Annotated in this window: 19 protein-coding genes; 7 read left to right on the top strand and 12 right to left on the bottom strand. The window is 67.0% G+C overall.

What is annotated here, in order from left to right; translation table 11 throughout:
• Positions 1-98: 98 nt before the first annotated feature.
• The 3 genes from C8J45_RS15810 to C8J45_RS15800 form a co-directional block, all read right to left on the bottom strand.
• Positions 99-1,466, bottom strand: coding sequence for an efflux transporter outer membrane subunit (locus C8J45_RS15810; protein ID WP_107964137.1), 1,368 nt, complete (start codon positions 1,464-1,466; stop codon positions 99-101).
• Between the two features lie 311 nt (positions 1,467-1,777).
• A complete protein-coding gene (locus tag C8J45_RS15805; protein ID WP_107964083.1) occupies positions 1,778-2,947 on the bottom strand; it encodes an HlyD family secretion protein in 1,170 nt (389 codons plus the stop codon).
• Complete coding sequence (locus C8J45_RS15800; RefSeq protein WP_107964082.1) at positions 2,944-4,602, bottom strand: MFS transporter; 1,659 nt, start codon at positions 4,600-4,602, stop codon at positions 2,944-2,946. Before C8J45_RS15800 ends, C8J45_RS15805 begins: the two co-directional genes overlap by 4 nt.
• A 273-nt stretch (positions 4,603-4,875) precedes the next feature.
• Between C8J45_RS15800 and C8J45_RS15795 the strand changes: the two genes are divergently transcribed.
• A complete protein-coding gene (locus C8J45_RS15795) occupies positions 4,876-5,973 on the top strand; it encodes a mechanosensitive ion channel family protein (protein ID WP_107964081.1) in 1,098 nt (365 codons plus the stop codon).
• A gap of 124 nt (positions 5,974-6,097) precedes the next feature.
• Here C8J45_RS15795 and C8J45_RS15790 read toward each other — a convergent pair whose 3' ends face one another.
• From C8J45_RS15790 to otsB, 3 genes are read right to left on the bottom strand one after another with little or no spacing between them, the layout of a single operon-like run.
• A complete protein-coding gene (locus tag C8J45_RS15790) occupies positions 6,098-7,486 on the bottom strand; it encodes a trehalose-6-phosphate synthase (RefSeq protein WP_056047374.1) in 1,389 nt (462 codons plus the stop codon).
• Positions 7,483-9,279: a glycoside hydrolase family 15 protein gene (locus tag C8J45_RS15785; protein ID WP_107964080.1), complete on the bottom strand. Its 1,797-nt coding sequence runs from the start codon at positions 9,277-9,279 to the stop codon at positions 7,483-7,485. The genes C8J45_RS15790 and C8J45_RS15785 overlap by 4 nt, the downstream gene beginning before the upstream one ends.
• Entirely contained in the window at positions 9,276-9,989 is a 714-nt protein-coding gene (gene otsB, locus C8J45_RS15780) for a trehalose-phosphatase (protein ID WP_258191492.1), read from the bottom strand. Before otsB ends, C8J45_RS15785 begins: the two co-directional genes overlap by 4 nt.
• Before the next feature lie 719 nt (positions 9,990-10,708).
• Here otsB and C8J45_RS15775 point away from each other — a divergent pair.
• The 4 genes from C8J45_RS15775 (at position 10,709) to C8J45_RS15760 (ending at position 15,662) form a co-directional block, all read left to right on the top strand.
• Positions 10,709-12,181 carry an efflux transporter outer membrane subunit gene (locus C8J45_RS15775; protein WP_107964079.1) on the top strand — a complete coding sequence of 491 codons (1,473 nt, stop codon included), beginning with the start codon at positions 10,709-10,711 and terminating at the stop codon, positions 12,179-12,181.
• Complete coding sequence (locus tag C8J45_RS15770; RefSeq protein WP_107964078.1) at positions 12,181-13,563, top strand: efflux RND transporter periplasmic adaptor subunit; 1,383 nt, start codon at positions 12,181-12,183, stop codon at positions 13,561-13,563. The genes C8J45_RS15775 and C8J45_RS15770 overlap by 1 nt, the downstream gene beginning before the upstream one ends.
• A gap of 70 nt (positions 13,564-13,633) precedes the next feature.
• Complete coding sequence (locus C8J45_RS15765; RefSeq protein ID WP_136191380.1) at positions 13,634-14,290, top strand: ABC transporter ATP-binding protein; 657 nt, start codon at positions 13,634-13,636, stop codon at positions 14,288-14,290.
• Between the two features lie 163 nt (positions 14,291-14,453).
• Positions 14,454-15,662 carry an ABC transporter permease gene (locus C8J45_RS15760; RefSeq protein ID WP_107964077.1) on the top strand — a complete coding sequence of 403 codons (1,209 nt, stop codon included), beginning with the start codon at positions 14,454-14,456 and terminating at the stop codon, positions 15,660-15,662.
• Here C8J45_RS15760 and C8J45_RS15755 read toward each other — a convergent pair.
• From C8J45_RS15755 to C8J45_RS15730, 6 genes are all read right to left on the bottom strand, one after another.
• Positions 15,637-16,254, bottom strand: a complete 618-nt coding sequence (locus C8J45_RS15755; RefSeq protein WP_107964076.1) for a nucleotidyltransferase family protein — start codon at positions 16,252-16,254, stop codon at positions 15,637-15,639. The genes C8J45_RS15760 and C8J45_RS15755 overlap by 26 nt on opposite strands.
• Complete coding sequence (locus C8J45_RS15750; protein WP_107964075.1) at positions 16,241-17,164, bottom strand: XdhC family protein; 924 nt, start codon at positions 17,162-17,164, stop codon at positions 16,241-16,243. Before C8J45_RS15750 ends, C8J45_RS15755 begins: the two co-directional genes overlap by 14 nt.
• A gap of 146 nt (positions 17,165-17,310) precedes the next feature.
• Entirely contained in the window at positions 17,311-19,515 is a 2,205-nt protein-coding gene (locus C8J45_RS15745) for a xanthine dehydrogenase family protein molybdopterin-binding subunit (RefSeq protein WP_107964074.1), read from the bottom strand.
• A gap of 219 nt (positions 19,516-19,734) precedes the next feature.
• Positions 19,735-21,966, bottom strand: coding sequence for a xanthine dehydrogenase family protein molybdopterin-binding subunit (locus C8J45_RS15740; RefSeq protein ID WP_107964073.1), 2,232 nt, complete (start codon positions 21,964-21,966; stop codon positions 19,735-19,737).
• Positions 21,967-21,968: 2 nt separating this feature from the next.
• Positions 21,969-22,949, bottom strand: coding sequence for a xanthine dehydrogenase family protein subunit M (locus C8J45_RS15735; protein WP_107964072.1), 981 nt, complete (start codon positions 22,947-22,949; stop codon positions 21,969-21,971).
• Positions 22,946-23,509 carry a 2Fe-2S iron-sulfur cluster-binding protein gene (locus tag C8J45_RS15730; RefSeq protein WP_107964071.1) on the bottom strand — a complete coding sequence of 188 codons (564 nt, stop codon included), beginning with the start codon at positions 23,507-23,509 and terminating at the stop codon, positions 22,946-22,948. The genes C8J45_RS15735 and C8J45_RS15730 overlap by 4 nt, the downstream gene beginning before the upstream one ends.
• 141 nt (positions 23,510-23,650) lie before the next feature.
• On the opposite strand from C8J45_RS15730, the gene C8J45_RS15725 reads away from it, so the two are divergent.
• Positions 23,651-24,667: a glycerophosphodiester phosphodiesterase gene (locus C8J45_RS15725; protein WP_107964134.1), complete on the top strand. Its 1,017-nt coding sequence runs from the start codon at positions 23,651-23,653 to the stop codon at positions 24,665-24,667.
• Positions 24,668-24,946, top strand: a complete 279-nt coding sequence (locus C8J45_RS15720; protein WP_107964070.1) for a hypothetical protein — start codon at positions 24,668-24,670, stop codon at positions 24,944-24,946.
• Positions 24,947-25,188 lie beyond the last annotated feature (242 nt).

Raw genomic sequence — 25,188 nt, 5'->3', positions numbered from 1 at the left:
TGGCAGGAAAATGCATCGTATTTCTTACTCGGAGGCGGGCGCTCAGGACTACGAACGCAGCGCTGCTTGACTCTGCGCCCCTGCCTTCGCGGGGAACACTAGCGCCGTACCACCTCGGCGTCCGCGCGCGACCAGCCGCCACCCATTGCCTGGTACAGCGTTACATACGCCGTCAGCCGATCCGCGCGCGCCTGCACCAGCGACAGCTCCGCGGTCAGCAGTCCACGTTGCGCATCGAGCTGGTCGATATATGCCGAATACCCAGCACGGTAGCGGTTCGACGCATTGCGCAGCGCGCCCGCGAGCGCGTCGCGCTGCCCGGCGAGCGCGACTGCCTGCTGCCCCGAGCGCTGGACGCCGGCAAGGCTGTCGTCGACCTCTCGGAACGCCTGGAGCGCAGTCCGGCGATAGGCGAACGCCGCCTGGTCGCGACGCGCGGTGGCTGCGTCGGCTTGTGCCCCCAAGCGCCCGCCGTCGAAGATCGGGCTCAGCACGCTCGCGCCGAGAGAGAACACTGCGGTCGGATTGGCGAGCGCACTCGACAACACCACGCCGGCCGAGCCAGTGAGCGCAAGATTGGGCAGCATCGCCGCGCGCGCGCTGTCGAGCGAGCGATCGGTCGCCACCAAAGTCTGCTCGGCCTGATACAGATCGGGGCGGCGGCGAAGCAGGTCGGCGGGGAGGCCGTCGGGGATCGCCGGCGCGACGAGTTGGTCCAGCGTGCGGCCGCGCGCGATAGGGCCGGGGGTGTCGCCGAGCAGCAGGCTGAGCGCGTTCTCCTGCCGGCTGATCGCAAGCTGCGCGGCGGGGACGAGCTGTTCGGTGGCGTGATATTCCGCCTCCGACTGCCGCAATTCGAGGTTCGAGGTGTAACCGGTCTCGGCGCGCCGGCGGGCGATGCGCAAGCCTTCCGCGCGCGCCGCGAGTGTCTGGCGCGCGACGGCGAGGCGGAGGTCGAGTGCGCGGAGCGTGATGTAGCCGGTCGCGACGCTGCTCGCGATGCCGAGCCTCACCGTGTCACGCGCAGCTTCGCTGGCGAGCAACTGCGCGCGGGCGGCTTGGCTCGCGAGGCGGAGGCGGCCGAACAGGTCGAGGTCGTAGCTGATCGCCACCCCCGGCTGCGCGCCGATCGCGTCGGAGGGCGTGCCGAGCGGGCTTACGGTCTGGCCGGTGGTACTTGATGCCGAGCCGCTGACGAGCGGCGTCTGCTGCGCGCGGGCAAGCCGTGCGGCGGCGCGGGCTTCGTCGATGCGCGCGGCGGCGGAGCCGAGGTCGGGGCTATTGGCGAGCGCGCGGGCGACGAGATCGGTGAGGACGGGATCGCCGAACGCGCTCCACCAGTCCGCACGGATCGGTGCCCCGGGGCCGAGCGCGGTGCGCCAGGCGGGGGGCGGGGTTACGGCGGTGGTGGCGGGGGCCTCGGGGCGGGGGCCGATACAGGCGGTGGCGAGGAGGGCGAGGGTCAGGGCGGCGGCCGTTTTGCCGCCCCGCCACTCAACTGCGCGCTCCCATCCCGCAACGTTACACCACCCCGGCGAAGGCCGGGGCCCAGTTGGAAAGGTCGCAGTGATAGCGGACTGCGCTTCGTTATCACCGTCCCCCAACTGGGCCCCGGCCTTCGCCGGGGTGGGGCCGTTTGGGGTGGGACTTGCACCTCTTTTCCCATCGCTGCGGACGGGGCCCAAGCAAGCAATGTTTCCCCGCGAAGGCGGGGACCCAGACTGGGCTCCCGCCTTCGCGGGAGAACAAGCTAGCGCTGGGCCAGGTTCAGGCAGCATCACCGAACCCCCGGCCCACCGGCCGTATCCACTCGAGCCTGCACCGACATCCCCGGTCGCAACCGTGCACTCAGCGGCTGCCCCGCATCCACCCGAATCCGCACCGCGATCCGCTGCGGCACCTTGGTGAAATTCCCGGTCGCATTATCCGCCTTCAGCACCGCGAACTCCGATCCCGCCGCGGGCGAGATCCGCTCCACATGCCCGGTCAGCCGCGCGTTCGCCAAGCCGTCGACCGTGAATGACGCGGGCTGCCCGACTACCATCCGGGCCGTCTGCGCTTCCTTGAAGTTCGCGATCACCCACGTCTCCGGCGGCACCAGGAACATGAGCTGCGATCCCGCCGTCACATACTGCCCCAACCGAACGCCAACCTCGCTCAACCGCCCCGTTTCCGGCGCGCGGATCACGGTATTGGCGAGGTCGATCCGCGCAAGCTGTCGCGCCGCCTCAGCGCCTGAGACGCCCGCCTGCTGGCCACCACGCCCGACTTCAACCGTGCGGATATCCTGTCGCGCAATCTCCCGCGCGGCCTTCGCCTGCCGGACCTGTGCCTGCGCCTGGCGCAACGCCGCCAGCGTCTGGTCTCGCTCGCGCAGCGACACCGAGCCGTCGGTCACGAGGTCATTGACGCGCGCCATGTCGGCCTGCGCGCGCATCAACTGCGCCTCGGCATTGGCGACCGCCGCGTCCTGCGCCGCGAACGTCGCTTCGCGGCTGGCGGCCGTTTGCCGGCTGTTGGCGAGCGTCGCGGCCTGCGCATCGACCTGCGCCTGCGCCTGATCGACGCGCTGGCGATAGATGCGGTCGTCGATCTTCACCAGCGGATCGCCCTGCTTCACATCGGCGAAATCGCGCACCAGAACCTGCGTCACATAGCCGCTGACCTGCGGGCTGATCACCGTCGTCCGGCCGCGGACATAGGCGTTGTCGGTCGACTGATAGCTCGTCGCGAACGGGGGCAGGCGCCATGCCGCGAGCACCGCGCACACGCCCGCGATCGCGAGCAGGGCGATGATGATGATGACGTTGCGGCTGGGCGGTTGCGGCCGCCAGCCAGAGCCGACCGGCGTGACCGGCACAGCGGGTGCAGCGGTCGTCGCGGCCACCTCCGCCTGCTTTTCTTCGGTCGCCGGCCCCTCGGCCACCGGGCTGCGTGCGTCGCTCATGTCGTCCCCTCCAGCCGCGCCCGTCTCTCGCGTCGCGCGCGTCTCGCCAGCAGGAACAGCAGATACCCGAACGTCCCGCCGGCAAGCACCGCGATCAACCGGAAGACGTCGTCATACGCAAGCACGTTCGCCTCGCGCGTCGTGGTTTGCGAGAGGATCGCGGCGCCCTCGGCGTTGCGCAGGGTCGGATCGACGATCACCCGGCTGACCGCGGCGCCACCGGCGGCGATGCGCTGCGTCACGATCGGGTCGGTCGGCGAGATCTGCTGGACCAACGCCACGCTGTTCGCCTTCTCGCGGATCACCTGGTAGCTGCCGAGCAATGCGGTGCCGCCGAGCCCGCCGAGCGAGTTGATGATCCCGAACAGCGCGATGAAGCTGATGATGTGGCCGGCGCCTTCCTTCAGCGCACGGGTCATCCCGAACAGCAGCGCGGGCCCGAGGAAGAACGTCGCGGAGAAGCCGATGATCGCCTGCGTCACGTACATCTGCGGCGCGCGCGTCAGGCTGGTCGCGTAGGAATCGAACCACGCCGCCACCGCGACCAGGCCGATCGCCAGCATGATCGGGTGGCCGAGCCGCTCGACGTCCAAGGTCACCGCGCTCGCGATCACGCCGGCGACCGACGCGACGAAGATGATCAGGAAGAACGGCACGAGCTGGTCGTTGTTCTGGCCCAATACCGTCAGCAGCCCGACCGACGCGTAGGTCTGCTCTGACAGCACGATCCGCGCCATGACGATGACGATCGTGAAGCGGACGATGTCGGCGCTGCCGAGCCAACGGGTGTTAAGCAGCGGGTTGGCGCGGTGATGCTCGACGACGATCGCGGCGGCGAACATCGGGATCGCGACGATCAGCGCCCAACCGATCCACGGCGCGTTGGTCCACCACACGATCCGCCCGAGCCCGAGCACCGCGGCGAACAGCGCGGTCGAGCCGGCGAACAGCACGAAGGTCAGGAAGTCGAGCGGTTCGAACGCCTTGCTCCGCGTCGTCGGCGGGAGGCGCAGCGCGGCGACCGCGGCGAGCGACAGCAGCGCGAGTCCGAGTTCGAACAGGTACAGCGTCCGCCACTGCGACATCGCCAGCAGGTCCGGCGAGAACAGGCGGGCGAGCGGCGTCGCGCATTGCGGAATGCCGATGCCGAGCACGACGGCCTTCAACCGCCATTTCGCGGGGAGCGACTGCATCACGTAATAGAGGCACAGGCTGCTCAGCGCCGCGCCCGCCATCCCGCTGATCGCGCGGACAGCGATTGCGGTCCAGAAGCCGTGGACGAACAGATGCGCGAGCGTGATCAGCACGTAGAGGATCAGGAAGATCATCGCGAACGGCCGCAGCCCGAACTGGGCGCGGAACTTGATCATCAGCAGGTTTATGCTGACGTTGGTCATGACGTAGACCGTCGGCAGCCACGCGATCTCCGCCGGATCGAGCCCGAGCGCGCCCTGCAGTGTGTACGTGTTGGCGCTGATGAGCGCGTTGCCGAAGCCGACCGTCAGCCCGAGCAGGATGCCGATTAGCGCATAGGCGATCTGGCGGTGTCTCGGATGCAGCGGCGAACCGGGGGAGCCGGGGAGGACAGGGCGTTCGTGCTCGGCGAACTGCCAGTCCTCTTCGCTCAGGAAGTGTCTGATTCTCTGGGCGATCATGGTTGGGCGGTTCTGGCATGATCGGGGCGGGGCGTCATCCAGGAACGCTTTCGACGGTAGGCAACGCGAATCAAATCAGCAGACCACCCCGGCGAAGGCCGGGGCCCAATTGGGGGACGGCTGTAACGATGCGCAGTCCGCCGTTACTGCGACCTTCCCAATTGGGCCCCGGCCTTCGCCGGGGTGGTGACTGTCCGGTGGTCAATCCTAGTCTAATGAGCAAAATGCTGCACTGCAGCGGAACTCGCGCGCCCACCCAACCGTTGCGCTAACATGCGCATGTTCAGATCGCTCCACATACCCCCCGAATGGGTCTGGCTGGAGAGCGTCGCCGTCGTCTCGGCGGCCGTCCTCGTCGCGCTGGTCGCGCACTGGCTGACGATGCGAATCGGCGGCCATGCCCAGCGCCGCTCGACCGCCAAGACCGACGGTCTCGTCCTCGCGCGCGTCCGCCGTCCGCTCCGCGCGGTGTTCGTTTCGGTCGCGGTCGCGTTCGTCGCGCGGATACTGCCTATGGACAACGACATCGAGGATCTGTGGAAGCAGTTGCTCGGCTTCCTTGTCCCCGCTCTGCTCGGCTGGCTCGCGGTCGCCGCGCTGCGCGCATTCCAGGACGTGATCGAGATCCGCGCCGACATCTCGGTCGAGGACAATCTCCGCGCCCGCCGCAAGCGCACCCGTGCCGCCATTCTCGGACGCATCGGGACGTTCTTCATCATCTTCGTCAGCGTCTGCCTGATGCTGCTCAGCGTCCCCGGCATCCGCTCGATCGGCGTCACGCTGATGGCGTCCGCCGGTATCGCCGGCCTCGTCGTCGGTGCCGCCGCACAGCCCGCGCTGAAGAACCTGATCGCCGGCGTGCAGATGGCGTTCACCGAACCGATCCGGATCGACGACGTGCTGATCGTCGACGGCGAATGGGGGCGCGTCGAGCAGATCAACCTGACGTTCGTGGTCATCAAGATCTGGGACGAGCGCCGCCTCGTCGTGCCGGTGTCGAAGTTCCTCGAACAGAGCTTCCAGAACTGGACGCGCGAGACGAGCCAGTTGATGGGGTCGGTGTTCTGGTATCTAGACCCGTCCGCGGACGTGCCGCGTCTGCGGGAGAAACTGGGCGAGATCGTCACGTCCAATCCGCGCTGGGACAAGCGGTTCTACAACCTCCAGGTGACCGACGTGAAGACGGACTGTATCGAACTGCGCGGGCTGATGACCGCCAAGGACGCGGCGATCGCGTTCGATCTGCGATGTGATGTGCGAGAAGCGTTGCTGAAGTATATCCGCGAGGAAATGCCCGAAGCCATCCCACGCAACCGCCTGCTGATGGCGCCCGACCCGGTGAGCCGCGGCTCAGCAAACAGTCCGCTCTAACCACCGTCGTCATTTCCGCGGAAGCGGGAACCCATACTGGCTAGCGGCGCGATAGAGGCGCTCCGGCCTAGATTATGGGTCCCCGCCTCCGCGGGGATGACGAAACTGGAGGGCCTCGTGACCGTCAGGCCTCGACGTGCTCCGGCACTGCCTCGAGCGCAGTGATGAACAGCTCGCACCACCACATCACGTCCTCCTTCCGGACGTTGTCGATCAGCTTCTCCCAGCGTTCCTTCCGCTCGGCCAGCGGCATCTTCAGCGCCCGGTCGATCGCGTCGGACATCTCCTCGGGGCTGTACGGATTGACCAGCACCGCATCCTTCAGCTGAGTCGCCGCACCCGCGAAATGCGAGAGCACCAGCACGCCAGGATCCTCCGGATCCTGCGCCGCGACGTATTCCTTCGCGACCAGGTTCATCCCATCGCGCAACGGCGTTACCAGTCCGACCCGTGCCGCACGGTAGATTCCCGCCAATACATCCCGCGGGAAGCCCTGATTGACGTAGCGGATCGGCGTCCAGTCGATGTCCGAATATTCGCCATTGATCCGCCCCGACATCGAATCGAGGTTCGCGCGAATCTCCTGATAGGTATCCACCTTCTCGCGCGAAGGCGGCGCGATCTGGAGCATGTAGACCAGCCCACGCCGATCCGGATGTGACCCCAGGAACCGCTCGTATCCGGCGAACCGCTCGGCCAGCCCCTTCGAATAATCGAGCCGGTCGACCCCGACGATCAGGCTGCGGCCGGTCGCGGACATGTACATCCGCTCCTTGGCATGCCGCGCCGCGTCGCTGTTCGCCGACTTCTCGAAGTCCGCGGTCTCGATCCCGATCGGCGTTGTGATCGCCTTGATCGTGCGATCACCGACCGTCACCCAACCATCCTCGCCGACCACGCCGTCGAGCTGGCTCGTCACGTAATGCAGGAAGCTGTCGAGCCAGTCCTGCGTCTGGAAGCCGATGACGTCGTACGCGAACATCGATTCGACCAGCGCGCGGTGGCTCGGTAGCGACAGCAGCATCGCCATCGGCGGCCACGGGATGTGGAGGAAGAACCCGATCTTGTTCTCCACACCGAGCTTGCGCAGTTCCTGCCCGAGCGGGACGTGATGATAGTCGTGGACCCACACCAAGTCCTCGGGCTCGATCAGCGGCAGCACCGTTTCCGCAAACCGTTTGTTCACCCGCGCGTAGCCGCTTGAGAAATCGCGTTCGAACTCGGTCAGGTCGATCCGGTAATGGAACAGCGGCCACAAGGTCCGGTTCGCATAGCCATTATAATATTCGTCGAAATCCTGCTCTTCGAGGTCGATCGTCGCGGTGGTGACGCCCTTGCCCTGCTGGAAATTGATGTGCCCGGTGAAAGTCTCGGTGGTCGACCCCGACCAGCCGAACCACACGCCGCCCTTTTCGCGGAGTGCGGCAAGCAGCGCGACCGCGAGGCCGCCCTGGTTGCCGGAAGGCGCGTCGACGGACTGGACGCGGTTCGAGATGACGACGAGGCGGCTCATCGGACGGCACTCCACGGCTTGCTGAGCAGGACCGCGCAGTTGATCAGCCCCACCAGCGAATAGGTTTGCGGATAATTGCCCCACAGCTCGCCGGTATTCGGGTCGATATCCTCCGACAGCAGCCCGGCCGGCGTACGGCGCGCGACCATCTCGTCGAACAGCGCGCGGGCGTCGGCGGTCCGGCCGGTCGCATGCAGCGCCTCGATCAGCCAGAAGGTGCACACGTTGAACGCGGTGTGCGGCAGGCCGAAATCGTCCTCGGTCGCATAGCGCAGCATGTGGCTGCCGCGGCGCAGACCCTCCTCGACCGCCTTGAGCGTCGACTGGAATCGCGGATCGTCCGGCGCGAAGAAGCGCAGGTCGAGCAGCTGGATCAGGCTCGCATCGAGATCGTCGCCACCGAACGTCGCCGAGATACGCTGCGTATCCTCGCGCCACGCCGATTGCTCGATCGTCGTGCGGATCGTGTTGGCACGCTCCTCCCAGAACGTCCGGCGATCCTCGAGCCCGAGAACCTCCGCTGCGTTGGCGAGCCGGTCACACGCCGCCCAGCACATCGCCGCCGAATAGGTGTGAACGTGCGCCTTGGTCCGTAGCTCCCACAGCCCCGCGTCGGGCTTGTCGTACGTCTCCCACGCGCGGTCGCCGACCAGTTCTAGGCTCTTGAAATCCTCCTCGCTCGACATCCGGAACAGCCGCTTGTCGAAGAACGCCTGGACGTCGGACAGGATGATCTGGCCGTACGCGTCGTGCTGGATTTGCTCGTACGCCTGGTTGCCGACGCGGACCGGGCCCATCCCGCGATAGCCGGGCGGGTCGCTCTCGATCCGCTCGATCAGCGTCGCCTCGCCGCCGACACCGTAGAGCGGCTGGACATGGCCGCCCTTCGACGCATCGACGATGTTGCGCAGATATTCGAGATAGCCTTCGAGCACGTCCAGTGCACCCAGGCGGTTGAGCGCCTGCACGGTATAATAGGCGTCGCGGATCCAGCAGTAGCGATAGTCCCAGTTGCGCTCCGAGCCCTCATGCTCGGGGATCGAGGTGGTGAGCGCGGCGACGATCGCGCCGGTCTCCTCGTGCTGGCACAGTTTCAGCGTGATCGCCGCGCGGATGACGACGTCCTGCCACTCGACCGGCGTCGCGAGCCCGCGCACCCAGTGTCGCCACTCGTCCTTGGTCCGCGACAACATCGCCTCGGCCGCCTCGTGCAGCACGCCCGCGAAACTCTCGTCGGGGCCGAGGAACAGGTGCATCTGGCGCTCGAGCCGGAACCAGTTCTCGCCGACGATATGCCCGACCGGCGCATCGGTGGTCAGCCGCAGCGTTTGGTCGTCCATCAGGAAGCGGATATGGTTCGAACCCTGCGTGTGCTCGGTCGGCTTCCCCCAGTTCGTCGCGACCCGCATCCGAACGCGAATGCGCGGCGAGCCCGCGACCGGCTTGACGATCCGGACGAAGCTGGTCGGGCGATAGGTCCGCCCTTCGCGGACGAAGCGCGGGCAGAAATCGATCACTTCGACCGCGTTGCCCGCCTCGTCCTCATGCCGCGTCACCAGGATCGGCGTATTGCGGATATAGGCCTGCGTGGTTTTCGCACCGCCCTCGAGTTCGATCGCCCAGAACCCGGTCTTGGGCGCATCGCCGCCAAGCAGCGCGCAGAACGCCGGGTCGCCATCGACGCGGGGCACGCAGCCCCAGACGAACGTGCCGGTCTTGTCGATCAGCGCGGAGACCTGGCAATTGCCGATCGGCCACAGGTTCATGTCGGCTTTTTGGGTAGGTGCGGTCATCGTGTTTCCAACATGGGTGTTTCCAATATGGCAGCAATCCAGTCGCGAAGTGCGGCAACGTCGTTCAGGCGGTAGGTGGCGGCGGTAGGCCGTTGCTCGCCGATCAGCACGCCCGCCCCGCCAAGGTCGCGTGCGGCCTCGAACCCGTCCTCGTCGGTAACGTCGTCGCCGAAGAAATACGGTACGCTCCCCACCATCGCCGGTGCCGTGATCAGGTCGCGCAGCGCCGCGCCCTTGTCGCCAGGGGTACGCAGCTCGACCATCATCTTGCCGCGCTGGAGCGTGAGGCCGTGCGTGGCGGCGAGGTCTTCGGCGAGGCGGACCGCGGCGGGTTCGAAGTCCGGCGCCATCCGGTAATGCAGCCCGGCGCCAAGGCTCTTGGCTTCGTAGACGAGCCCGTTGGCGTCGGCGAAGTCGCGGAACGAGTTGGCGGCGGCTTCGAGCGAAGCGGGGCGTTCGGCGGCGACATGGCCGTCGTCGGGCGTACGCGTCTCGGCGCCGTGGCTGCCCGCGACCGCGAACAGATGTGCGTGGCGGCCGAGCATCGCGTCGAGCTGCGCGATCGAGCGCCCGCTGATGATCGCGACGCGACCGGGGAAGCGCTCGGCGAGCGTATCGAGCGTATCGAGCAGCATCTGGCTCACCACGACCGCATCCGGCGTCGCGGCAAGATCGACGAGCGTCCCGTCGAAATCGAAGAAAAGGCTCACGGCGTCAGGCACGGCAAGGGGCGGCGCGAGGACATCAGTCGCGGGCTGGCGTTCGGCTAGCATCATCCCTGAACCCCTAGCGGCACCGCTCCGTTCCGCTGCATTGCAAAATTGGAACGGGTGCGGTTCGATTTTCGGGGTGGGGGAGGCGGCAAGCGCGACCACCCTTCCTGTTCTCCCGCGAACGCGGGAGCCCAGGACCCAGCAGCGCAACGCCCGTAACCCTGGCCCCCCGCCTCCGCGGGGGAACAAGAAAGGGAGAAGCAGGCATGAACGCTAAGACGTGGCACATTTTCACCACTCACATCACCGCACCCACCACCACCCCGGCGAAGGCCGGGGCCCAATTGGAAAGGCAGTTATAATAGCCCACAGTCATTCATTAGCCCGGTCCGCCCAATTGGACCCCGGCCTCCGCCGGGGTGGTGGTGTGTGGCGGATGCGGGCCCAGATTTTCTCCTGTCATTCCCGCGGAGGCGGGAACCCATATTGGCAGACCTTACCGCAAGCTCGCTGACGCCCGAGCATCTGGATCCCCGTCTTCGCGAGGATGACGAAAGTTTATGCGGGGGGCACTTCAGTGTCTGGAGATGGCCACCCGGCGCTCGCGTATCGACACCGATCCCAAAACAGATACCCCTCCAATCCACCCCACCTGCGACACCTCGCGACACAAAACCGCTGGACTAGCCCCAGCCGCGTGGTCATGCCTGCCGCCCATGTCCCGCGTCAGCGCCTTACTCCTCGCACCCGTCTCCGCAGCCGTCCTGCTAGCCGGCTGCACCGTCGGCCCGGACTACCACCCCAAGGCCGCGGCAGAGCTGGGCGTCGCCGACGCCTACTCGGTCACTCCCGAGACCAAGCCCGAAGACCTCACCCGCTGGTGGCAGAAGTTCGACGACCCCGTCCTCGGCCAGCTCGTCGAGCAGGCCGCCGCCGCCAATCTAGACATCGCACAGTCGGTAGCCCGCCTCCGCCAGGCCCGCGAAAGCCTGCTCCAGAACCGCGCGTCGCTGCTCCCGACGGTCAACGGCTCGGCCGGCTATCAGCGCAACGAGAACGTCCGCGGCGGTGGACGTTCGTTCACGCTGCCCGACGGTACCGTCGTCGACACCGGCGGCGGCGGCGCCAACAGCTTCACGCTCGGCGCCAGCGCCAGCTACCAGGTCGGCGTCTTCGGCGAGATCCGCCGCACCGTCGAGGCGAGCCGCGCGGATTACGCAGCGTCCGGCTACGACTACGCCACCGTACTCATTTCCGTCGAAAGCGAGGTCGCGCGCAACTACGTCCTCGCGCGCTCGTACCAGCAGCAGCTCGCCAACGCCCGCGCCTCGCTCGCGATTCAGGACGACAATCTCGAGATCGCCGGCTTCCGCGTCCAGGCCGGGCTCGTCTCCAGCGTCGACGCCGAACAGGCGCGAGCCCAGCGCGCCCAGACCGCCGCGACGATCCCCAGCCTCGACCAGCAATATGCCGCCGCCGTCGCGCGGATCGGCGTGCTGACCGGTCAGGCACCCGGCGCGCTCCGCCTACTGATGGCGCCCGCAAAGGCGATCCCGACCGGCCCCGCCGCAGTCGGCGTCGGCATCCCCGGCGACACGCTGCGCCAGCGCCCAGACATCCGCTCCGCCGAACGCGCACTCGCCGCCGCCACCGCGCGGATCGGCGTTGCCAAGGCGCAGCTCTATCCCGCGCTCGCGATCACCGGCAACCTCAACACCAACGCGACCTCGATCGGCAACATCGGCGACGCGATCACCGGCAGCCTGTTCGCCGGCCTGACCCAGGCGATCTTCAACGGCGGCCGTTTGCGCAGCCAGGTCCGGACCAGCGAAGCCGCCGCCGACGGTGCGCTCGCGCTCTACAAATCCACCGTCCTCACCGCGCTGGAGGATGTCGAGAACGCCGTCGTCGCGCTTCAGACCGCGCAGGAACGCGAACGCCAGTTCGCGATCGCGCTCGACGCCTCGAACAATTCCGCGATCCTCAGCCGGAGCCAGTATCGCACCGGCCTCACCGATTTTACCACGCTCAACCAGCAGGAAACCGCGCTCCTGTCCGCGCGCAACGGCGCAACGCAGGCGCGCGCCGACGCGGCCACCGCGTTGATCGCACTTTATGCCGCGCTCGGCGGCGGCTGGGACTCCACCGTGATCCCGCCAGCGCCCATATCCAATCCAGAGGCACGCTGATGGCCGACGCATCGATCGACGACTTCCTCGGCGTAAAGCCGCAGGCTCCCTGGAAACGCTACGTAAAATGGGTCGTAATCGCGGTCGGCGTGGTCCTGCTGTGCCTGCTGCTCGCGAAGTGCTTCGGCGCGAAGGAGCAGACGCAATATTCCACGCAGGCCGCTCAGCGCGGCAACTTGACTGTCAGCGTTTCGGCAACCGGCAAGCTCGCGCCGACCACGCAGGTCACGGTCGGCTCGCAGCTGTCGGGCCTTGTCACCAAGGTCGTCGTCGACGTCAACGACCGCGTGACCGCGGGCCAGCCGCTCGCGCTGATCGATCCCGAACAGCTCGACGACCAGATCCGCCAGACAAGCGCCCAGCTCGCGGCGAACCAAGCGCAGGTCGCGCAGGCACAGGCCACCGTCGCCGAATCGCGCGCGCAGCTGAACCGGCTCGAAGAGGTCTCGCGTCTCTCGGGTGGTCGCGTGCCGTCGAAGACCGAACTCCAGACCGGCCGCGCCGACTACGCACGCGCCGTCGCCGCTCAGAAGGTTGCCGAAGCCAACGTCGTCGCCAGCCGCGCGCTCCTCGCGCAGAACCAGACGCAGCGGGCGCGTGCGATCATCCGTTCGCCGGTGACGGGGGTGGTGCTCGCGCGCCAGATCGATCCCGGCCAGACCGTCGCCTCGTCGTTCAACACCCCGACGCTGTTCGTGATCGCCGAAGACCTCACCAAGATGAAGCTTGAGGTCGCGATCGACGAAGCCGACGTCGGCGAGGTCAAGATCGGCCAGAAGGCCAGCTTCACCGTCGACGCGTTCCCCGGCCAGACCTTCCCCGCGACGATCAGCCGGGTCGATCTCGGTTCGAACCTGACGGTCAGCTCGGCCACCTCGTCGACCTCGACCACCGCGACCTCGACCACCGGTCAGGTCGTTTCGTACGCGGCCGACCTGACGGTGGGCAATCAGTCGCTAACGCTGCGTCCCGGCATGACCGCGACCGCGGACATCGTCACCTCGGACAAGCGCAACGTCCTGCTCGTCCCCAACGCCGCGTTGCGTTTCAAGCCGACCGCGGCGTCCGGCGATGCAGGCGGCGGCATTGCCGGCTCGCTGACCTTCCGTCCGCGCCGTGGCGGTGGTGCGGAGCGCACCGCTACGGTCGCTCGCGGCGCGCGGCAGACGATCTACGTCAAGGGCGCGGACGGCACGCCGCAGCCGGTGCAGATCACCACCGGCGACACCAACGGCACGATGACCGAAGTACTGTCGGGCAATCTCCAGCCCGGCGCGCAGGTCATCACCGGGCAGTTGGCGAGCGGCGGCGACGACGCCAAGCGCAGCGGCGGCGCACGTCGCGCAGGGAGCGCGAGCAAGGGTGGGGGCGGTGGCCAGTAACGCGCCGCTCACCGCCGAACCGCTCATCTCCCTGCGCGGTGTCACCAAGACGTACGGGCAGGGCGCGACGATGTTCCAGGCGCTCAAGGGCGTCGACCTCGACATCGCGGCCGGCGATTTCGTCGCGGTGATGGGGCCGTCGGGGTCGGGCAAGTCGACGACGATGAACATCCTCGGCTGTCTCGACGTGCCGAGCGACGGCACTTTCCTGTTCCGGGGCCATCACGTCGAGACGCTCGACCGAGACCAGCGCGCGCTGCTGCGGCGAAAATATCTCGGCTTCGTGTTCCAGGGCTTCAACCTCCTTTCGCGCACGTCCGCTTTGGAGAATGTCGAACTCCCCTTGCTCTACCGCGGCGACGAAAAGCGCGCGCGCCGGGATGCGGCGATGGCGAGCCTCGACACCGTCGGCCTAGCGGACTGGTGGGACCACACCCCCGCCGAGCTGTCCGGCGGCCAGCAACAGCGCGTAGCGATCGCCCGCGCGTTGGTCACGAGTCCCGACGTGCTGCTCGCCGACGAACCGACCGGCAATCTCGACAGCGAACGCTCGGTCGAGATCATGCAACTCCTCACACGGCTGAACGCGGAAAAGAACATCACGGTCCTGATGGTCACCCACGAACCCGACATGGCCGCGTTCGCGCGGACGGTGGTCCACTTCAAGGACGGCCTGGTGGAACGCATCGAAAGCCAGCACCGCCAAGGTGAAAGGGTGGAATCGTGAGCGCCTCCCAAAACGCATTCCCCTCCCGCTTGCGGGAGGGGTCAGGGGAGGGCGCGGCGTACGTACTGGCGTCCGGTCTGTTTGGTCAGCCCCTCCCCCGACCCCTCCCGCAAGCGGAAGGGGAGCAGCAAGACTGCGTCCTCGATACCGGAGCGACGCGCTAATGTTCGGCACAACCCTCGTCCTCGCGCTCCGCTCGATCCGCCGCCACCTGTTGCGGTCGTTCCTCACCATCCTCGGCATCGTCATCGGCGTCGGTGCGGTCGTGACGATGGTCACGCTCGGCAAGGCGACCACCGCCGCGGTGCAGCAGTCGATCTCCGCACTGGGCACCAACATCCTGCAAATCCGTCCCGGCCAGGGCTTCGGCCGCGGCGGCGGGGGCCCGCGTCCGCCCGACTTCAAGCCCGAGGACGTCGACGCGATCGCCAACCAGATTGCCGGCGTCACCGCGGTCGCGCCGCAGGCTCAAGCCACCGCCACCGCGATCTACGAGGGCGCCAACTGGTCGACCACGATAAACGGCACCACCTCGGCCTATTTTCAGGTCCAGCCCTGGCCGCTCGATTCGGGCCGCCTCTTCTCACCGATCGAGGAAGCCGCGGGGAAGGCCGTCTGCATCATCGGCAACACGGTCCGCACCAACCTCTTCCGCGGGGGAGACGCGGTCGGCCTGCGAATGCGGATCGGCGCGATCAGTTGCGACGTGATCGGTGTCCTCTCGACTCGCGGCCAGGCTGGCTTCGGCGGCGATCAGGACGATGTCGTCATCATGCCGATCAAGGCGGTCCAGCGCCGCTTCACCGGCAGCCGGGACATCCGCCTGATACTCGTCGGCGTAGATCAGAAATTCTCGACCTCGACCGTACAGGCCTCGATCACCGACCTGCTGCGTGAGCGCCGCACGATCACTGCGGGCAAGGAAGACGACTTCAACATCTTCGATACCAAGCAGATCTCGGACACGCTGACCGGCACGACGACCCTGCTCACCGGCATCGTCGCCGCGGTCGCCGGGATCAGCCTGGTGGTCGGCGGGATCGGCATCATGAACATCATGCTGGTATCGGTCACCGAGCGCACGCGCGAGATCGGCATACGCTTGGCCATCGGTGCAGTCGCGCGAGAAGTGCTGTTGCAGTTCCTCGTCGAGGCGATCGCGCTGTCGTGCCTCGGTGGCGTCATCGGTCTGATTGTCGCGCAGGCGGCGATCGCGATCATCGCGCCGCTGATCAAGGTTCAGTGGCTGTTCGTGCCCGAGATCAACATCTTCGCGTTCGCGATCTCCGCAGTGATCGGCGTCGTCTTCGGCTATTTCCCGGCACGACGCGCGGCGGCGATGAACCCTATCGACGCGTTAAGGCACGAGTGATCGCCGCCTTGGGATCGCGGACCAGCGCCTGCAGCCGGTCCAGATCCTCGGGCGTATCGATGTCGATCAGCTCGGCGGGCGCGGTCACGACGTGCCGCCCCGCCTTCACCAGATCGCGCGCGCCCGCATCGCCGTCCAGCGTCAGCAGGAAATCGAACCGCTCGCGCCCGAACAGGGCAGGGGGGCTCGGCTTCTCGCCATCGCTCGACGCGACCACCGCGTCCGCGCTGTCGGCGGCATCGAGCATCCGGTAGATATGCGCCGCGGTCACGCGTGGCATGTCCGCCAGCGCGATCAGCACCGCCTCCGCACCCTCGTCCTTGGCGCACTGTACGCCGAGCTTGACCGACTGCGACATCCCCGACGACGGATCGTCGTTGTGCACCACCTCGAAATGATGGCTGATGAAGTCGAGCTTGCAGCCGTCGGTGACCACCAGCCGGCGCTTGAACGGAATGTTCTCGAACGCGGTGATGACGTGCATCCCGAGTGGCTTGTTGAGAAACGGCACCTCGAGCTTGTTGGGGATGCCGAACCGCTCCGAGCGCCCGGCCGCGAGGAGGATGAGGAAGACGTTTTCAGCGGCGATCATTGAACGCTCCTATCATCGCCGCCGCGACCGACAGCGCGATTTCCGATGGTCCGATCGCGCCGATGTCGAGCCCGACCGGCGCATCGATCCGGTCGATGTTCTCCGCCGTAACGCCTTCCGAGGCAAGCCGCTCGCGCCGCGCCGCATGACTCTTGCGGCTGCCGAGCGCACCGACATACGCAGCATCGGACGCAAGCGCGGCGATCAGCGCCGGGTCGTCGATCTTGATGTCGTGGCTCAGCGTGACGACCGCGGTCGACGGGCCGGGGCGGAGTGCGGCGATCGCCTCGTCCGGCCAGCGATCGTCGAGCGTCACGCCCGGAAACCGCTCCTCGGTCAGGAAGCGCGCACGCGGATCGATCACCACCGTCTCGATCCCGAGTTCGCGCGCCAGCCCCGCCAACGCCTGCGCGATCTGTACCGCGCCGACGATCAGCAGCCGGCGTGGCGGATCGTAGCGGTTGACGAACACCTCGCCCGTCTCCAACGGCCGCGCATCGCTGTGCCCGGTCGCGAGATCGGTCGTCACCGTCAGCGCATCGCCCTGGTCGCGCGCATCGGCGATCCGGTCGAACAGCTCGGGATCGAACCCCTCGGCGGACACCGGCTGCACCATCACCGCGATCTCGCCGCCGCACGGCAGCCCGACTTCCCACGCCGCCGCATCCGCCACGCCGTAGTTGCGCACCTGGAACGGCGCGCCGGCGATCACCTCGGCGGCGGTGGCGAGGATATCGCTCTCGACGCACCCGCCGGAGACGGATCCCTCGAACCGCCCATCGGCATGGACGAGCATATGGCTCCCCTTGGGGCGCGGCGCGGATCCCCAGGTCGAAACGACCGTGGCGATCGCCATCTTCTCGCCCTTCCAGGTCTTCGCAGCAGCGAGCACGCTATCGTTTTCGGCCATGTCTCGTTCTCTTTCTAATCCTCCCCGCACGCGGGGAGGGGGACCAGCGCAGCTGGTGGAGGGGGCCAGCCGCAGACGTTACGCTTTGGGGTCGCCCCCCTCCACCACGCCAAGGGGCGCGGTCCCCCTCCCCGTGCCCGGGAGGATCAGACGGCCGGCAACCCTTCGAGCAGCTTGTCGAGCGTCACCGGAAAGTCCCGAACCCTCACCCCCGTCGCGTTGTAGATGGCATTCGCCACCGCAGCCCCCGCGCCAGAGATGCCAAGCTCGCCAACGCCCTTCGCCCCGACCGGGTTCGCGGAATCGTCGATCTCCTCGATAAAATGCACTTCAAGTTGCGGAATGTCGGCATTCACCGCGACATGATACTCGCCGAAATCCGGGTTCACGAACGCCCCCGTCCGCGTGTCGACGATGCCCTCTTCGCTGAGCGCATAGGCGATTCCCCAGGCCATCCCGCCGGTGATCTGGCTCGTCGCGGTCTTGCGATTGAGCACCCGCCCGACATCGAACACGCCCAGCATCCGCCGCACCCGCGTCTCGCCCGTCACCGCGTTCACCGCGACCTCGACGAAGTGCGCGCCGTGGCTAGCCTGGCTGGTGCGCTTGCTCTCGGCCCCCGGCCCGGTCTTACCCATCGCCACGATCGGCTCACCGCGCACCAGATCCGCCAGCTTCACCGACCGACCACCAGCACTCACGCAGCCATCGTGCAGGCTCAGATCCTCGGGCGCGGCGTTCATCCGCAACGCCAGTTCGCCAAGGATATCCTCGCACGCCAGCACCACCGCCGAACACGCGCTGCCTGCGCCGAACGACCCGCCCGACCCCGCGCTCGGCGGGAAGTCGGTATCGCCGAGCCGCACGTTCACGTCCGCCACCGGCAGCCCGAGCATCTCGCCCGCGGTCTGCGCGAGGATGGTGTACGTCCCAGTACCAATGTCCGTCATGTCGCATTCGACCGTCGCGCGGCCATCCGCCTCCAGCCGCACGCGCGCCTGCGCCTCGACGGTAAAGTTGCCGCGCAGGCTCGCCGCCATGCCGATCCCGACCAGCCATTCGCCGTCGCGCACCGATCCCGGCGCCGGCACGCTCGCAGGCCAGCCGAACCGCTCCGCCCCTTGCGTGTAGCAATCGAGCATCCGCCGGGTGGAGAACGGCTTGCCGCTCACCGGATCGGTCTCGGGCTCGTTGCGCCGCCGCAGTTCGATCGGATCGATCCCGAGCTGCTCGGCCAGTTCGTCCATCGCGCACTCGACGCCGAACGTCCCGACCGCCTCGCCCGGCGCCCGCACCGCACCGCTCGCAGGCAGGTCGACCCGCACCAGGTCGGTCTTGAACCGCCGCGCGTCGCCCCGGTACAGCGGCAAGGTCCCGAACGGCACCGGCTCGAGAAATTCGCCATCATCGTTCTGCGCGACGACGCTCTCATGCCCCATGCCGAGGATTACGCCGTTTGCGTCGGCCGCGATCCGGATGCGCTGCGTCGTGTGCGAGCGGTGGTGGACCATATAGGCGGTCTGCCGGCGGGGCAGGGCGACCTTGACCGGCCGCCCGACGACCTCCGCCGCGATCGCCGCGAGAATCGCCTCGGGACCGACACCGGTCTTACCCCCGAACCCGCCGCCGACATACGGCGCGAGCACGCGCACCTCGTCCGCATCGATCTTCAGCGCCTTGGCGATCGTCTTGCGCGCGCCGCCGATCACCTGGTTGCTCGACCGCACGGTGAGTTTGTCGCCCTCCCACCACGCGGTGGTCGCATGCGGTTCCAGCGCGGCGGGGAAATGCACGGGCGTCGTGTAGGTGCGGTCGAACGTCACCGCCGCGTCCGCCATCACCGCGTCGAGATCGCCATTGTCGATCGGCGGCAGGAAGCCGATCTTCGGCGCGGTATCGATCGGCTGTGCCTGGACGTCGAACCGATCCTTGCTCGCTTCGGTGCGAACCACGACCAGCGCCGCAGCGTCGCGTGCGATCGCCTGATCCTCAGCGACAACGATCGCGACCGGCTGGCCAAGGTGGAGAATGACGTCGGTATCGAACAGCGGCATCGCGCGCGAGTTGGACTCGCCGGCCGGCATGCGCGCATCGTTATGGATGACGGCAATGACGCCGGGCAACGCCTCGGCGGCGCTCACGTCGATGCCGAGAATGCGCCCGCTGCCGACGGGCGTGCCAACGATCGCGGCATAGGCGATGCGATCGGGCGTGCCCTCATACGCATAGTCCGCCACGCCGGTGACCTTCGCCGGCCCCTCGATCCGATCGAGCCCAAGCCCGAGAACGCCCTGCTTTGCGCGGTCGAGACCCCCCGGCCGAAACGCCGCATCCATCACGTGTTCGTTCATTCTGCGGTCCTCGGGTGGAGGGAAGGATATGGGTAGGCCGGGGGCGTTTGACGAGGTCACGGCCCAACCCCAAAACACCACCCCGGCGAAGGCCGGGGCCCAATTGGGGAACGAGAGTAACGGCGGACAATCCTCCGTTATCAAAGCCTTCCCAATTGGGCCCTGGCCTCCGCCCGGGGAAGTAACTATTTGAGCGGTATCTCTACTTGAGGCGAGCCCTCAAACTGCCGGCAACTGGTCCAGCAGCTTGTCCAGCGTAATCGGGAACTCGCGCACCCTGATCCCCGTCGCATTATACACCGCGTTGGCCACGGCTGCACCAGCGCCAGAAATCCCCAGCTCGCCGATCCCCTTCGCGTGGATCGGGTTCGCATGGATATCGCGCTCGTCGACGAAGTGGACGTCCATCTGCGGCACGTCCGCATTGGCCGGCACGTGATATTCGCCGAGATCGTGGTTCACCAGCTTGCCGGTCCGCGTGTCGTGGACGAGGTCCTCGGTTAGCGCGGTGCCGATCCCGAAGGTCATCCCGCCAAGGCACTGCGACCGCGCGGTCTTCGCGTTGAGCACGCGCCCCGCCGCGAACGACCCGAGCATCCGCCGCACCCGCGTCTCGCCGGTGATCACGTTGACCGCGACCTCCGCGAAATGCGCACCGAACCCGGCCTGCGACGTCTCCTTCTCCTGCTTGCCCGGCTTAATGTGCCCTGTAGCCTCGAGACCCGTCCCAACAAGCTCGCCGATCGGCGTCGAGCGGTTGTCACCGATCGCCTTGCCGTCCTTCAGAGTCAGGCCGTCCTCGTCGACGCCAGCCGCCTTGGCCAGCTTTCCGCGCAGCATCTCGCACGCCAGATACACGGCAGTACCCGAAGACGCCGCGCCCCACGACCCGCCCGAACCAGCGGCCGGAGGATCGTTGGTATCACCCAGCGACATCGTGATGTTCTCGACCGGAATCCCTAGGATCTCCGACGCGATCTGCGCCAGGATCGTATAGCTGCCCGTGCCGATATCGGTCATCGCCGACGACACCGTCGCCGAGCCGTCCGGATGGATCTCGACCTTGGCGGACGATTCCATCATCATGTTGCCGCGCACCGCCGAGGCGACGCCCATGCCGATCAGCCACTCGCCCTCGCGCCGCGTGCCGGCCTTCTGGCGCTTGTCCCACCCGAACTTCTTCGCACCCTCGTCGAGCGCACGCGTCAGGTTGCGCGAAGAATAAGGCACGTCCTTCTCGGGGTCGATCTTCGGATCGTTGCGCTTGCGCAGCTCGATCGGATCCATCTCGAGCTTCTCGGCCAGCTCGTCCATCGCGCCCTCCAGCGCGAGCATCCCGACGGCCTCGCCCGGCGCACGCATCGAGCCCGACAGCACGAAGTTCACATCGACCACCTCATGCGTGATCAGCCGGTTCTCACCGCCGTACAGCAGGTGCGTGCCGATCCCGGCCGGCTCGAAATAATCCTCGGTCGGCTGGTTCGAGGTCAGCGTCTCGTGACCGATCGCCAGCAACTTGCCGTCGGCATCCGCCGCCAGCCGCACGCGCTGCTCGGTATTCGACCGCCGCACGGTCGCCTCGAACACCTGCGGCCGCGACATCACCGCCTTGACCGGACGGCCGAGCTGCTTCGCCGCGATCGCCGCCGCGACGCTCTCCGGCGCGATGCCGAGCTTCGACCCGAACCCGCCGCCGATATAGCGCGCGATGATCCGCACCTTCTTCTCGGACAGCCCCAGCGACTTCGCCAGCTGCTGCGCATCCGAGGTCGGCATCTGGTACGCGCCGTATAGCGACAGCGAACCGTCCTCTTCCCATACCGCGGTCGAGGCATGCGGCTCCATCGCCGCGGAGTTCTGGCTCGGCGTGACATAGGTCGAATCGATCGTCACCGCCGCCTCGGCCATCGCCTTGTCGACGTCGCCCTGCTTGAAGTGTGCAGGCGTCGCATCGTCCGGCGGCGTCCGCGTCTCGTCGCGGTGCGCGGCGAAGTCGTACTGACCCTCGGCCTCGTCATACTCGATCGGCAGGCGCGCCGCCGCATCGCGCGCGACCTCGAAGCTCTCGGCGAGCACGATCGCGACGATCTGGCCGAAGAACGCGATGTCCTTCACGCCCTGCGTCGGTGCATCGGTCGCGCCGCCCTGCGCCGAGACGCGGATGAACTGGTCGAAATCGGTGACGACGTCGATCACGCCGGGGATCGCCTTGACCGCATCGACGTCGATCGAGACGACCTTGCCCGCCGAGATCTTCGTGCCGACTAGTACGCCATACGCCATGTTGGCGAACTGGTATTCCGCAGCATAGGTCGCCGTGCCCGTAACCTTCAGCGGACCGTCAATTCGGTCGAGCGGCTTGCCGATGACGCCCTGCACGCCCGTATCCAGAAGACTGTCCGGATGCGGCTTGTCCATCGTCAGGCTATTCGTAGTGCCAAGACCAAACATGCTTATGCTCCCGTGACGTTGCGCAGTGTCGCGATCAGCGTGCGACGGGCGAGGGGGATCTTGAAGTCGTTCGAGCCATAGCCCTTGGCGTCGGCAAGCAATGCAGTCGCCGCAGCCTCGAACACGGCATCGGACGGCGCCTTGCCGACCAGCGCCGCCTCGACCGCCGGATTGCGCCACGGCATCGGCCCGAGCCCGCCGAACGCGAGCGAGGCCGACGCGATCACGCCGTCCTGCACATCGACGATCGCCGCCACCGATACGAGCGCGAACGCATAGGACGCACGATCGCGGACCTTGCGGTATTCCTGCTTGCCCTTGACCGGTGCCGGCAGCTCGATGTGCGTAATCAGTTCACCCGCTTCGAGCGCGTTCTCGATCTGCGGCGTGTCGCCCGGCAGGCGATAGAAGTCGTGAATCGAGATCCGCCGACGATCGCCATCCGCCTTCAGCGTCACGATCGTCGCGTCGAGCGCACGCATCGCCACCGCCATGTCGCTCGGATGCGTCGCGATGCAATGCTCGCTCGTCCCCAGCACGGCGAGGATGCGGTTGAAGCCGCCGATTGCCGAACAGCCGCTACCGGGCTCGCGCTTGTTGCACGCCGCCGCAGTGTCGTAGAAATAATAGCACCGCGTCCGCTGGAGCAGATTGCCCCCGGTCGACGCCTTATTGCGCAACTGCCCCGACGCACCGGCGAGCAACGCGCGGCTCAGCACCTCGTATTTGGCGACGACACGACGATCGGCGGCGAGATCGCTGTTCGGCACCAGCGCACCGATCGTCAGCCCGCCATCCTCGCGCTCCTCGATCTTCGCGAGATCGAGCCGCGAGATGTCGACCAGCTTGTCCGGCGTCTCGACCTGCAACTTCATGAGGTCGAGCAGATTGGTGCCGCCCGCGATGAACTTCGCACCAACGGTATCGATATCCTTGACCGCAGCCTCGGGCGTCGCGGGCTTCTCGTACGTGAAGGTCTTCATGCCACCAGCTCCCCACGCGCGTTGGCTTCCATCGCGGCGTCCTTCTCGTCCGCGGTCCGGCCTGCGGGCTCGGCACCACCGACTTCGCGGATCGCATCGACGATGTTGGGATAGGCGGCGCAGCGGCACAGGTTGCCGCTCATGCGCTCGGAAATCTCGGCATCGTCGAACTTCGGATCGGTCAGGTCGCCCGACGCATAGCTGGCCCAGCCCTTCTTGACCTCGTCGAGCATGCCGACCGCCGAACAGATCTGCCCCGGCGTGCAATAGCCGCACTGATACCCGTCATTCCGCACGAACGCGTCCTGCAACGCGTGAAGGTTGCCCGGCTGGCCGATGCCCTCGATCGTCGTGATCTCGTCGTCCTGGTGCATCACCGCGAGCGTCAGGCAGGAATTGACGCGACGCCCGTTGATCAGCACCGTGCACGCACCGCACTGGCCATGATCGCAGCCCTTCTTCGACCCCGTCAGCCCGAGATGCTCGCGGCACAGGTCGAGCACCGACGTACGAATATCGGGCTCGGCGTCATATGATTGACCATTGATCGTGAAATGCATGGCGGTGCCCCTGGTTGAATGTGCCGGGAATGTACGGATTTCGAGGACTTAACGCCGATGCGACCGATCGTTTCCTATTGCGACAAGCTCTCACGTGTTGGTACGCTGGCGTTCATAGCGCTGAGCGGGCAAACTGTTGCGATGACGCCAGCTTCTCCCCGATTGTCGCCCCCAATCGTGATCGCGCACCGCGGCGCGAGCGGTCTCCGCCCCGAGCACACGCTGGCGGCGTACTCGCTGGCGATCGACCAGGGCGCGGACTTCATCGAGCCCGATCTGGTGCCAACCAAGGACGACGTCCTCGTCGCGCGCCACGAGAACAACATCGCCGAGACGACCAACGTCGCCGACCACCCCGAGTTCGCAGGCCGGAAAACCACCAAGACGATCGACGGCCAGACGATGACCGGCTGGTTCGTCGAGGACTTCACGCTCGCCGAACTGAAGACGCTGCGCGCGAAGGAACGCCTGCCAAAGCTTCGCCCCGCGAACACCACCTATGACGGCCAATTCGCAATCCCGACGCTCGCCGAGATCATCGCGCTCGCCAAGCGCCGCACGATCGAGACGGGCCGGACGATCGGCATCTATCCCGAGACCAAGCATCCGACCTATTTCGCCAAGATCGGCCACCCGCTCGACGCGAAACTGGTCGCCGAACTGCGCGAGGCCGGTTGGGATTCGGCCAAAGCGCCGGTGTTCATCCAGTCGTTCGAGGTCGCCAACCTCCAGCGCCTCCACAAGATGACCAAAGTCCGCCTGATCCAGCTCATGGACGGGGAGGGTGGTCCCGCCGACGGCGCGCAGCCGAGCTACAAGGCGATGATCGCGCCCGAGGGTCTCAAGGCGGTCGCCGCCTATGCCTACGGCATCGGCCCGAACAAGAGCATGCTCTGGACCGACGCGACCCCGACGACGCTGGTCGCCGAAGCGCACGCGGCGGGTCTACGCGTCCACCCCTGGACCTACCGCGCGGAAAACTATTTCGAACCGACCCGCTTCCGCCGCGGCACCGACCCCGCAGCCCACGGCGACATCGCCGCCGAGATCGACGCCGGCCTTGCACAAGGTATCGACGGTTTCTTCACCGACTTTCCGCTATACGGGGCACAAGCGCGCGACCGAGCCCATGGAACCGTGCGTGCAGGAGTAAAGTAAATGCGTAAGGTTCTTCCCGTACTCGCGGTGCTGCCGTTCCTCGTAAGTGGCTGCATCAGCACAGCAACCTCGATCGTGAAGGCACCGTTCCAGGTCGCCGGCAAGGCGGTCGACTGGACCACCACCAGCCAGGAAGAATCGGACCGCAACTACGGCAAGAAGATGCGCAAACAGGAAGCCGAAGAGGGCAAGCAGCGCAAGGAACTGGTGAAGCGCTGCAAGCGCGACCCGCAGCGGTCGGAATGCGGCCAATACCAGGACTACCGCACCGGGAACTGACCGACCTAGCGCGTCGTCTTCCCTCCAGTACCACCACCACCCCGCTTCCCTAATACCCCCCCGGCGAAGGCCGGGGCCCAATTGGGCGAACGGAGGTAACTACGCGCTGCACTCAATCAGCAACGTTCCCCAATTGGACCCCGGCCTCCGCCGGGGGGGCTAAAACTGATACCGCATCCCGCTTCCTTGTTCTCCCGCGAAGGCCGGAGCCCAGTCTGGACTCCCGCCTTCGCGGGAGAACA

Origin of the sequence: Sphingomonas sp. PP-CE-3G-477 (assembly GCF_003050745.1) — a bacterium.
Classification (GTDB): domain Bacteria; phylum Pseudomonadota; class Alphaproteobacteria; order Sphingomonadales; family Sphingomonadaceae; genus Sphingomonas.
Note: the sequence above shows the minus strand (reverse complement) of the source record. Positions and strands in the feature narration are given on the sequence as shown.